Origin of the sequence: Myroides sp. (assembly GCF_032073645.1) — a bacterium.
In the GTDB taxonomy this organism is placed as follows: Bacteria; Bacteroidota; Bacteroidia; order Flavobacteriales; family Flavobacteriaceae; genus Flavobacterium; species Flavobacterium odoratimimum.
The window spans coordinates 50619-62577 of sequence record NZ_DAMANB010000016.1 but is presented as its reverse complement, the minus strand read 5'-3'; the positions used below and the strand labels follow the sequence as shown (position 1 = coordinate 62577).

Sequence of the window (11959 nt, the reverse complement as noted above, 5' to 3'; positions counted from 1 at the left end):
TTGTAGTACCTTTATAATACTATAAACTCATTAAATACCGGTTTAAAGACAAATGGCATATCTGCATTCAGAACAAGAATTTCATCCAGAACAAATAGACTTACCTGTTATAGGTTTAGCATCTGATTTAGTTCAGCATGATTCTGGTTTTCATCAGCATAATGAGCACCAGCAACTTCTCTATGCACCTAGTGGATGTATGACTCTATTGACTGATGATACACAGGTGATTCTACCACCTACACGTATGTTGATTATACCTGCAAGGTTATCTCATCGCGTGTTCTTTAGAAATGTAGTTGCTTATCGTTCTATCTACTTTACTGCGAAAGAGCAGTTGTGGACAGCTGATACAATCAAAGTATTAGAGGTCAACCCTCTATTAGAGCAGTTGATAGAACGAATATGTTTTTGGGACTGGAAGGCTTATACTGATGAGCAGCTCGCTATAGTTAAGGTGTTTAGCAATGAATTAAACGCAGCCCATATAGAAGATTATCATCTGAAGATACCCGAAGATACGAGACTAAAAGATACTATTCGACAGTTTATTATGGAGAAAAGAGTTCCTCCATTTCTCAAGGACTTAACCCAAGAGGTAGGGGCTAGCGAGAAGACGATTTCTCGTATCTTTAAGAAAGAAACAGGGATGGTTTATCAAGATTGGAGATTGCAATGGAAGTATTACCGCTCTCTGGAGTTGTTGGCTGAGGATATGACTATCTCAGAGGTAGCAGATGTATTGGAGTTTTCGTCAGATAGTGCGTTTATAGAGTTTTTTAAAAAGCACGCAGGTATTACCCCACATCGATATTTAATAGGACAGTAAATAGAAGAAGGTATGGATTGTTTTGATGAGTTATTAAGTGATATTAAGGCTTGTAAGATATGTGAAGAAGAACTATCTCTAGGAGCGAATCCTGTGGTATTATCTAGTGTACAGTCAAAAATCATTATTATAGGTCAAGCACCTGGATTAAAAGTACATCTATCAGGTATTCCTTTTAAAGATAAAAGTGGCGAACAACTGCGTCAATGGCTAGGAGTGACAGAAGAGGAGTTCTACGATACGGCTAACTTTTCTATTATTCCTATGGGGTTTTGTTATCCAGGCAAAGGAAAGAATGGTGACTTACCTCCTAAGAAAATATGTGCTCCCACATGGCATGCTCAGTTGTTAGACCAATTAACTTCTGTGAAGCTTATTTTGTTAATCGGAAAATACGCTCAAGATTATTATTTAAAGACTAATGATTCACTGACAGAGAATGTAAATAACTTCCACGAGTATTTACCTACTTATTTTCCATTACCTCATCCTTCTCCGAGAAATAATATCTGGAAAGCAAAGAATAGATGGTTTGAACAGGAGGTTATACCTGTGTTACAACACCAAGTCAAATTAATCTTAAAGAAGTAATATTGCGCTATATTTTTCTTGTAAAGGAAAGTTGTTTTCTAAACATCATATAGACTAAACTTAAGATAATAACTACTGCACTAGCATACATAATGGTAGGGATATTAGTGATATTATCTTTATAATACCACCCTGCTAAGAAAGCACCTCCACCGACACCAGCCTCTAGAGCGATGTACATAGTAGATACAGCACGCCCTCTCTGATCAGGTTGACTGAAGTCTATCGTCCAGGCATTTAATGCTGGAGATAAGATACCTAAAGAGATACCGTATATAAATGCACCTAGGTATAGCCCATTAGTAGATTCGTAGAATGCTATAATAGCTAGTGAGATAATCAGAAGTACTAATCCAATATTGATGATTAAGACACGTCCATATTTGTCAGATACTTTACCTGCGACAAATCTTACTAGTAGAGAAGAAATAGTAAAAATCATAAAGAAAATCCCTTTATTCTCTAAGCCTAAATGTCCAGTCCAGTCAGGGATTAGCGTAAGAATAACTCCATAAGCGATGTAAGACATAAAAGTAACAAAGGCTGCAGGGAATACCCCTAAGTCAAAGATGTCCTTGCCTGATATTTTTAGTAATTTAAAAGAGAACTTTTCTTTTACTTGTAAGGTCTCTTTCATATTCATCAAGATCACAATAGACAATAGAGCAAAAGCAGATGAAGTATAGAATAGAAAGTCTATAGAGGTGTACATCTTTATGGTACTACCGATGGCTGGACCTATAGCCATACCTGTACTAAAGCTAATGCCGTGTAGTCCTAATGCTTCACCCCATCGCTCTCTAGGTACGATATCAGCTACATAGGCTGCTGTAGCTGTTGGCTTGAACCCTGTAGAGAATCCGTGTAATAATCGCAAGAATAAAAAGCCGGATACTGTAGTAAGAATAGGGTATAATAAACTACACACAAAACATACTATCGAGCCTATAGCCATGATAGGCACACGACCTATTTTATCTGTTAGTTTACCACTAAAGGGTCTAGAGATACCTGCAGTGATTGTAAATAGACCGATGATTAGCCCTTTGTATTCTGCTCCACCTAGTCCTGATAGGTAATCAGGTAGCTCAGGTATAAGCATATTAAAACTAGCAGAGAATAGTAAAGAACTTAAACATACTAGTATAAACTGAGTATTGTATATAGGGTGTGAATTAAATCTAGACACGTATTATCGTTTTTATGAGGTGCAAAGTTATTGGTTTACATTTTCTTGTACAATGTTAATCTTATGTTGTTCATATAAATGAAAAAACTCTAGGTATATAACATTTTTCACCGTGTTATATACCTAGAGTTTAGGTTGTAATAAATATATTTTATCTAATTACTTTTCTTTGTGATATAAAGCATCAGCAGTGTCAAACTTCTCTATCATTTCAGTAGACGCTTGTTTTCCATAGTTAGATACTAAGTAGATCGCAATCGAACTAAATAAGAATCCTGGAATGATTTCGTATACCGTATCTCCGAATAGAATAGGCCATACGATTACAGTTACCGCTCCTACTAATACTCCTGCGAAAGTTCCCATACCTGTTGTTTTTCTCCAGAATAGAGTGAATAAGATAGCAGGACCAAATGCAGCTCCAAAACCAGCCCAAGCATGTGCTACCAAAGCAAGAATTTTACTATCTGGATCGTATGCGATTATGATTGCGATTAAAGAGATTAGTAGTACAGCAAACCTTCCTGTCCACACTAGCTCTTTTTGGCTAGCACTTCTTCTGAAGTAAGCTTTGTAGAAGTCTTGTGTAAGTGTACTAGAAGACATTAATAGCTGCGCACTTAATGTACTCATTACTGCAGCTAGAATAGCCGAAAGTAAGACACCTACTACCCAAGGGTTAAATAATTGTTTGATTAGCTCTATGAAGATCATTTCATTGTCTTTGTTTACTACACTAGCTATTTCTGGATGTTTATAGTAGTAGCTAATTCCTAGATAACCTATCGTTACAGCTCCTCCTAGACATAATGTCATCCATGACATTCCTATACGTCTAGCATTCTTCATTGTCTTCACGCTATCAGCAGCCATAAAGCGTGCTAAGATATGTGGCTGTCCGAAGTACCCAAGTCCCCATGCAGCAGCACTAATAATAGCGATAAAGCTTACATTATGTGTTAGACTTGAATACGAAATATTAGTAGCAATAGCAGCTTCGTTCGTATAAGTAGTGATAGCATCCCATCCTCCCATATATAGGATAATCATCACAGGAGTCAAGATTAACGCAAATAGCATTAAAGTAGCCTGAATCGTATCACTCCAGCTTACTGCTAAGAATCCACCGATGAAGGTATACGCTATCGTAGCTAAAGCCCCTAGATATAACGCATTGATATACTCCATGTGGAATAGCGTTTCGAATAATCTAGCACCAGCTACCATACCAGACGCACAGTATATCGTGAAGAAGATTAGGATAGTTACAGCAGATACTGTTTTTACTAATTGACCATCTTTTCCAAATCTGTTGTGGAAGAAGTCTGGTAATGTCAGTGCATTATTATTGATTTCTGTGTGTACACGCAGACGACCAGCTACTAACTTCCAGTTGTAGTATGCACCGATAATTAAACCGATCGCAATCCAGCTCTGAGATAAACCTTTACCAAAAATAGCACCTGGCAATCCCATTAGTAGCCATCCAGACATATCTGATGCTCCTGCTGATAAAGCTGTTACTACTGGACCAAAACTACGTCCTCCTAAGATGTAGTCAGAAAAGTCCTTTGTGCGTAAATACGCAATTACACCTATTCCTAACACAACCACTAAATAAATGGAAAATGTTATAATAGTTGGATCTATATTTTCAAACATATTGTTGTTATTTTTTTGCTAAATTTATTTAATTATTTTAAATAATACAATGAATGACCAGATTATTTAGTTTAATTACGAATAGTGTATTTTAGTATTCTTCTTTTTTGATTTGATTTTTTATATAATAATTATTTAAAAATGAAATAATTACACATTATAGAGAACTTCATCTATTATAATATTCTTTTTTTAAAGAAGATAAATTACAAGAAGTGGTTATGTCTCGTTCATCAATATTGATAATGTAAGACATTATACTTTTTCTTTGCTATATTCTGAGAGAATAGACTTTTATATGGATAGTATTATAAAGAAGTTAGCTATAGGACAACACTCCATATGTGTTAGTTGTCACTTTAGGTATAGTGTCTTTATAAAAGTTTTATTTGATAACAATTGTTATCGCGCTTCTTTAGACAGTGTTTTACTTTCGTATTTGTAATTTAAGAAATGAAATATGACCAATAAAGAATTGATAAAAGACTGTTTTGTAAATCTATTAGAGAGTCCTCAGTATCGTCCAGAAGTGATAGCTACCTATTTTTCTACTGATTATATCCAATGTGTTGATGGAAAGAAACTAGACTACACCATTTTTAGTAATCATATTAAAAAATTAAAAGAAGTAACCGAGAGACTGTCTATTACCTTTAATTATATGGCAGAAGAGGGAAATCTTGTTTTTACTAATCACAGTGTTTCAGTATATAGAAATGATGGCTCTGTGAGTAAGGTAAAAGTAATTGCAACTTTTGTAATAGAAAATGAGAAAATAGTATTCTGTGATGAGTTAACGCTTCATGAAGAAGGAAAACATGATGATGCTAACCTTGGTTCTATGGTGTAAAAAAAACAATAAAAAAAGCCCTATACAAAGGGGGTAAGGTGTATAGGGCAAAAAAGTAGTATGAAAAAAAAGTTTGTAATAAAGTTTTCAATAAGTGTGCCAATGACTAGTGTTTTAGAGGTAAAGTGATTGTTTTATAGTCAATTGCTCATATTGTGATTATTGCTGTTTTGGATAGTTGTATAAATGAGAATAATAATTATTCAATAAAGAATTGGCATAAAAAAGGGGCAACATAGTCATAAGGATGAAATAGTACACTTTTTAGATATAGACCAAATGAAAAACGCTATCTGGAGAGATAGCGTTTCTTATTTTTAGTTAGTAGTTTGCTTTTTTGTCATATTCATGATGATAGATAGTAAGATATATACTAGTATAATAATAGGTATAGCTAGATATAATAGAGTAGCTAGTAGTACTAATGATAGTAGCATAAATCCTATCTGAAGTTTATAAGCTCCTAGATTATTAGGCTTGATTTTTAATGAGAACAATGGAAGTTCTGCATTCATGATAATAGCACTTAAGATACTGATCACCACTAATAAGTAAGGATTGCTTAATAAGGAGATAATCTCTTCTGATTTAGTCGTAGAGATAATCATCGGGATACTTAAGATGAATAGAGCATTACCTGGTGTAGGTAATCCGATAAACGAATCAGTCTGTCTAGTATCGATATTAAATTTGGCTAATCTATACGCAGCTCCTAATGTGATGATAAACCCTAAGTATGGAACTACTCCCATATAGTAGGTCTCAGGGGTAAGGTTATAGATCTCTTGGTTTTCTTGAATATTAGCTAGCATTTTATAAACTACTAATCCTGGAACTACTCCACTAGTCACCATATCGGCTAGTGAGTCTAACTGTAATCCCATTTCACTTTTTACATTAAGGATACGTGCTACAAAGCCGTCCCAATAGTCAAAAAAGATTCCTATACATACCCATAAGAAAGCCATGTGTATATTATCATCAAATGCATACACTAACGCAATTAATCCTGAAAGTAAGTTTAATAAAGTGATAGCATTAGGAATGTGTTTTTTCATAACTGAAATTTGTTTGTTTATATAAACTCTATAACGGTTTACTTGTATTTATTGATACAAATGTATCATAAAGTTACTAATTTTTATAGTGTTTATAAGGATTACTTTAGATAATGCCATTTATCTTTATAGATGTTTTATTATTTGATGTACTCTATTTAGGTAACTAAACGTTTATTAGATAATTAATATATTTGATAAGTAGAGAACAGACTACATTGGATCAAGTTAATTAAAGGATAGAAGAGGTTATACCTAGTATTGTACTTATAGCCAGATTAACATGGTTTTAGTTGCATTGAGTCCGTAGTGAGTCCGTAGTGACTCCGTTTTATAGTTAGTTTTAACGGAGTTATCATGGAGGTGTTGTGTTGATATAATTTAGTTCTTGCGAAGAAGATAGGAGCAGTAGCAGATGAGAAGCTACGTTTTAACTGTGGTACAAGAAGGTTATTCATAAATAGTTTAGAGTGTATGTTTTTATTGTAAATCAAAGATTAGTAAAGTATTTTTGTAAAGAGCAAATAGAACGCTTAGTTATAAATCAAGAAGAATAGATGACAAAGAAAATTATATATCTGCTTTTCTGCCTTTTTGTAGTGCAGATGGCTTTCTCTAAAGAACGACCACTCTCTGATAGAGCAGAGATAAGTGTACTTACTTGTGGTACGGGAGATGAGTTGTATTCACTATTCGGGCATACAGCGATACGCGTAAGTGATCCTTTTGAGGGGATAGATAGGGTATATAATTATGGAATGTTTGATTTTAGAACACCTAATTTTTATGGAAAGTTCGTAAAGGGAGATCTTTTATACTACGCAGATTATTCTACGTATAGAAACTTCATTGGGAGTTATGTATATGATAATAGAGCAGTGTATGAACAAGTACTAGACTTGACGCCAACTCAGAAAGAAGAGATATGGCAAAAACTGAACGAATCCTTAGAAGAAGAGAATAAATTCTATGTATATAAGTTTATAGATCAGAACTGTACTACTAAGGCGGTAGATATTATTAATAATAGTATAGCTACACCTGTGAAAGTAGATGTAGAAGGAAATACAGCTACTTATAGAACCATCTTAAACTCGTATCTGAACAAGAGATACTTCGAGATGCTAGGAATTAATTTAATATTCGGTTCTAAGGTAGATGCTCATTCTACTTTACTGTTCTTACCAGATAAGTTTATGCAAGGGTTAGCAGAGACTAAAGTCAACGGAAAACCTTTGGTTCCTGAGACAGTGACTGTTTTTGAGCCAGAAGTATCTACGGAGAAATCAGGTATAAGTGTGAACTCTATGTGGTTCTTTAGTCTTGTCGTTTTAGTGTTAGCAGGACTAATGACTCAGAGAGGCGTTAGAAGTGTGTATTTTGTCATCTTAGGGCTGTTAGGTATTTTCTTCTTTGTCGTAGGGTTTTACTCTCTTCATGGCGAACTGTTAAGTAATAATACAGTGCTACTGTGTAGTCCTATATTCTTAATCTTACCTTTTATAAGAAAGAATGTCAAGATAGCTAAGTTACTTCAGTTGTTAACTTTAGTTTGTGTAATTTTGTATATCGTATTGAATATTACTAGCGAAAAGTTATTAGTGACCTTGCCATTAGTATTGTTGACTCTTGTGAGTTTGGCTATAGAAATGCGTATAGCTAAGAAGTATAACAAGTAGACCTAATCAGAAAAAATAATATAAAGATATGTTCGGATTATTTAAATCTAAACCAGAGCTTAAAACATTAATTCCAAATAATTATGTAGATATTCACTCTCATTTAATGTTTGGTATTGATGATGGGGCGCAGACTAAAGAGGATACAAAGACTATTATAGAGTCGATGAAAGCGATGGGCTTTGACCAAGCGATTACCACTCCACATACTACACCACTAGTATGGGATAATACTAAAGAAGGAATCTTAGCTAAGTATGATGAGGTATTAGAGGTACTACCTACAGAGGCGGAGTCTCTTCAGCTGAGAGTGGCTTCTGAGTATATGATGGATGAGAGTTTCTTACAGCGCATTCATTCAGAGAAGCTATTGACATTAAAAGATAACTATGTATTAGTAGAGATGTCTTATATCAACCCACCTATACAATTAATGGATATTTTATTCCATTTAAAATCGAATGGGTATGAGATTATCTTAGCGCATCCAGAGCGTTATAACTTCTATCACAAGAATACAGAAATGTATAAGAAGCTTAAAAAATCAGGGTGTAAGTTTCAGATGAACTTATTGTCTACTACAGGATACTATGGAAGTCATGTATTAGAGGCTGCAAACTATCTGTTGAACAATGATATGATAGACTTCGTAGGATCTGATATCCACCATACCAAACATATCAAGGGCTTTGATGCTAAAATACAAATTAAAGAAGTGAAGAACTTCGAGAAAGCAATTGCTAATAATATCTTCTTTAAGAAATAAAGAATTACTTATCGTATAAAATAAGAAAGGGATCGCGTGAGCGATCCCTTTTGTTTTTCTGTCTATTTTCTGATTAGTTGTTTACAACTTCACCTTTGATGCGTAGTGCTACTACACCGTTAGTATAGTTCACAGCATTAGATTCTACAGTGATAGTTCTACTGATTTTACCAGGAGCCATATTATACTGTACGTCTATTTTACTTTTTTGACCTGGTAAAATAGGTTCTTCAGGTTTAGAAGGTACTGTACATCCACATGTAGATCTTACAGCTGTAATGATTAATGGCTCATCACCAACGTTAGTAAACTCAAAAGTTCTAACTCCATTATCTTTCCCTCTTACAACAGTACCGTAATCGATAGTATTGTTCTCTGCTTTAAACTCGATTTTTGGTCCTTTTTGTGCGAATGTTACTGCACTTGTCAAAACCAAAACTAATAATGCTAAAATGTTTTTCATTATTTTTCTATTTGTTGTTTTGTAAAATTAAAAACTTTAGGAATACTCGCAAATAAAAATAAACATTTAAAGTAATGTGTTATCTTTTGTAATTACATAGTAATCCATATTTTTGCATGATACAAAGGTACGTAAAAAGAAAGAGTGCTTAGATTAAAATTTGATTAAAGTATTGTTATCTTTGGATGTGTCTTTAAAAAATGTTAAAAACAAGTAAAATTAATAAGTAAATGACAATTCCTGCACAATTTGACGCGAAGCAAGTAGAGCAAAAATGGTATGAGTACTGGATGGAGAATAATTTCTTCCACTCAACTCCTGACCACAGAGAGCCTTACACGATTGTAATACCACCACCGAACGTGACGGGTGTATTACACATGGGACATATGTTGAACAATACGATTCAAGATGTATTAATACGTCGTGCTCGTTTAAAAGGGCTTAACGCTTGTTGGGTTCCTGGAACGGATCACGCCTCTATCGCTACTGAAGCTAAAGTCGTCGCAAAATTGAGAGAGCAGGGTATCAATAAAAACGATTTAACACGCGAAGAGTTCTTAGCACATGCTTGGGAGTGGAAAGAAGAGTACGGAGGAGTAATCTTAGATCAACTTAAAAAATTAGGTTGTTCTTGTGATTGGGATCGTACGAAGTTCACTATGGACCCAGAGATGTCTGAGCAAGTGATAAAAGTATTTGTTGACCTATATAACAAAGGATTAATCTATAGAGGGTACCGCATGGTAAACTGGGATCCTGAAGCGAAGACTACTTTATCTGATGAGGAAGTAATCTATGAAGAGCGCCAAGGGAAGTTATACCATCTAAAATATCAAATAGAAGGATCTAATGACTATCTAGTAATTGCGACTACACGTCCAGAGACTATCTTAGGAGATTCTGCTATCTGTATTAACCCTAATGATGAACGCTATACACACCTAAAAGGTAAAAAGGCTATCGTACCAATCTGTAATAGAGTGGTGCCTATCATCTTCGACGAATATGTAGATATGGAGTTCGGTACAGGATGTCTTAAAGTGACTCCTGCTCACGATGTGAATGATAAGGATCTAGGAGAGAGACATAACTTAGAGATTATAGATATCTTTAATGCTGATGCTACACTGAATGAATTAGGATTACACTACGCTGGTAAAGACCGTTTTGTAGTTCGTAAAGAGATAGAGGCAGAGTTAAAATCTATCGGAGCTTTAGACAAAGTAGAGAACTATATTAACAATGTAGGTACTTCTGAGCGTACAAAAGCTGTTATAGAACCAAGACTTTCTGATCAGTGGTTCCTTAAGATGGAAGAGTTAGCTAAGCCTGCTTTAGATGCGGTATTAGAAACAGAAGATGTAAAGTTATACCCAAGTAGATATAACAATACTTATAGAAGCTGGTTAGAGAATATCCGCGATTGGAATATCTCTCGTCAGTTATGGTGGGGACACCAGATACCTGCATTCTACTATGGAGCTGGTAAAGAAGACTTCGTAGTAGCTGAGAATATCGAAGCTGCTGTAGAATTAGCTAAAGTAAAATCAGGTAATGCTGCTTTGACTGCTGCTGATTTAAAACAAGATGAAGATGCACTAGATACATGGTTCTCTTCTTGGATTTGGCCAATGTCTGTATTTAACGGAATTACACAGCCAGAGAATGAAGAGTATAACTACTATTATCCAACGAATGACTTAGTGACTGGTCCAGATATTATCTTCTTCTGGGTAGCACGTATGATTATGTCTGGATATGAGTACACTGGTAAGAAACCATTTACGAATGTTTACTTCACAGGTATCGTAAGAGATAAACAACGTCGTAAGATGTCTAAGTCATTAGGAAACTCTCCTGATGCACTAGGATTAATCGATAAGTTCGGTGCTGATGGTGTACGTGTAGGATTATTATTATCTGCGTCTGCTGGTAACGATATTATGTTTGACGAGGAGTTATGTGCTCAAGGTAAAGCTTTCACAAATAAGGTATGGAATGCATTCCGTCTAATCAAAGGATGGGAAGTGTCTGAGACATTAGCACAACCAGAATCTGCTAAAGTATCATTAGCGTGGTACGAAGCGAAGTTACAGAGTGCATTAGTAGAGATAGAAGATCACTTCTCTAAATACAGAATTTCGGATGCGTTAATGACGATCTATAAATTAGTATGGGATGACTTTTGTTCTTGGTTCTTAGAAATGATTAAACCAGGATACCAACAGCCAATAGACAAAGCTACTTTTGACAAGACTATCGAGTTATTAGAAGCGAACTTGAAGTTGTTACATCCATTTATGCCATTCTTATCAGAAGAGATTTGGCAACATATTAATGAGCGTACTGCTGCTGCAGCATTAGTAGTATCTTCATGGCCAGAGATGAAATCATTTGATGAGAACTTGATTAAAGAGTTTGAATTCGCTACTGAAGTTATCGCTGGTATCCGTACAATCAGAAAAGACAAGAATATTTCGTTTAAAGAAACGATAGATTTAAAAGTAATCAACAACGAGAAAACATCTACATACTTCGACAGTATCATCTCTAAATTAGGTAACGTAGTTGCTATAGAGTATGTAACAGAGCAAGTAAGTGGTGCACTATCTTACCGTGTGAAATCTAATGAGTACTTCATTCCTGTAACAGGAAGTGTGAACTTAGAAGAAGAAATCGCTAAGTTAGAAGAAGAGTTGAAATATTTAAAAGGATTCTTGAAATCTGTACAAGGAAAACTATCTAACGAGAAGTTCGTTGGTGGTGCACCTGCTCAGGTTATCGAGAACGAAAGAAAGAAAGAAGCAGATGCTTTAGCTAAAATAGCAACTATCGAACACAGCTTAGCTGGATTAAAATAGTGTAGTAT

Annotated in this window: 10 protein-coding genes; 6 read left to right on the top strand and 4 right to left on the bottom strand. The window is 34.9% G+C overall.

Annotated elements, in window-relative coordinates; all coding sequences use genetic code 11:
* The first annotated feature begins 52 nt into the window (after window positions 1-52).
* The gene (locus RT228_RS12385; protein ID WP_006261991.1) at window positions 53-829 is read left to right on the top strand and encodes an AraC family transcriptional regulator; all 777 of its coding nucleotides are present in this window, start codon (window positions 53-55) and stop codon (window positions 827-829) included.
* A 12-nt stretch (window positions 830-841) separates the two neighbouring features.
* Window positions 842-1420 carry a uracil-DNA glycosylase family protein gene (locus RT228_RS12380; protein WP_006261990.1) on the top strand — a complete coding sequence of 193 codons (579 nt, stop codon included), beginning with the start codon at window positions 842-844 and terminating at the stop codon, window positions 1418-1420.
* Between the two features lie 7 nt (window positions 1421-1427).
* Here RT228_RS12380 and RT228_RS12375 read toward each other — a convergent pair whose 3' ends face one another.
* On the bottom strand, window positions 1428-2609 hold the full coding sequence (locus RT228_RS12375; protein ID WP_006261989.1) for an MFS transporter: 1182 nt from the start codon (window positions 2607-2609) through the stop codon (window positions 1428-1430).
* Between the two features lie 159 nt (window positions 2610-2768).
* Window positions 2769-4271, bottom strand: coding sequence for a sodium/proline symporter PutP (gene putP / locus RT228_RS12370; RefSeq protein ID WP_006260266.1), 1503 nt, complete (start codon window positions 4269-4271; stop codon window positions 2769-2771).
* Between the two features lie 460 nt (window positions 4272-4731).
* On the opposite strand from putP, the gene RT228_RS12365 reads away from it, so the two are divergent.
* Window positions 4732-5121, top strand: coding sequence for a hypothetical protein (locus tag RT228_RS12365; protein WP_006261988.1), 390 nt, complete (start codon window positions 4732-4734; stop codon window positions 5119-5121).
* A 317-nt stretch (window positions 5122-5438) separates the two neighbouring features.
* Here RT228_RS12365 and RT228_RS12360 read toward each other — a convergent pair whose 3' ends face one another.
* Entirely contained in the window at window positions 5439-6179 is a 741-nt protein-coding gene (locus RT228_RS12360) for a CDP-alcohol phosphatidyltransferase family protein (RefSeq protein ID WP_006260264.1), read from the bottom strand.
* Window positions 6180-6736: 557 nt separating this feature from the next.
* On the opposite strand from RT228_RS12360, the gene RT228_RS12355 reads away from it, so the two are divergent.
* Entirely contained in the window at window positions 6737-7858 is a 1122-nt protein-coding gene (locus RT228_RS12355) for a DUF4105 domain-containing protein (RefSeq protein WP_313138691.1), read from the top strand.
* Between the two features lie 28 nt (window positions 7859-7886).
* Window positions 7887-8624 (top strand): tyrosine-protein phosphatase, encoded by a 738-nt coding sequence (locus tag RT228_RS12350; protein ID WP_006260261.1) that lies wholly within the window; start codon window positions 7887-7889, stop codon window positions 8622-8624.
* 73 nt (window positions 8625-8697) lie between these two features.
* Here the strand turns inward: RT228_RS12350 and RT228_RS12345 are convergent, their stop codons facing one another.
* Window positions 8698-9087, bottom strand: a complete 390-nt coding sequence (locus RT228_RS12345; protein ID WP_006260260.1) for a DUF1573 domain-containing protein — start codon at window positions 9085-9087, stop codon at window positions 8698-8700.
* 230 nt (window positions 9088-9317) lie between these two features.
* On the opposite strand from RT228_RS12345, the gene RT228_RS12340 reads away from it, so the two are divergent.
* Window positions 9318-11951, top strand: coding sequence for a valine--tRNA ligase (locus RT228_RS12340; protein WP_006260259.1), 2634 nt, complete (start codon window positions 9318-9320; stop codon window positions 11949-11951).
* Window positions 11952-11959 lie beyond the last annotated feature (8 nt).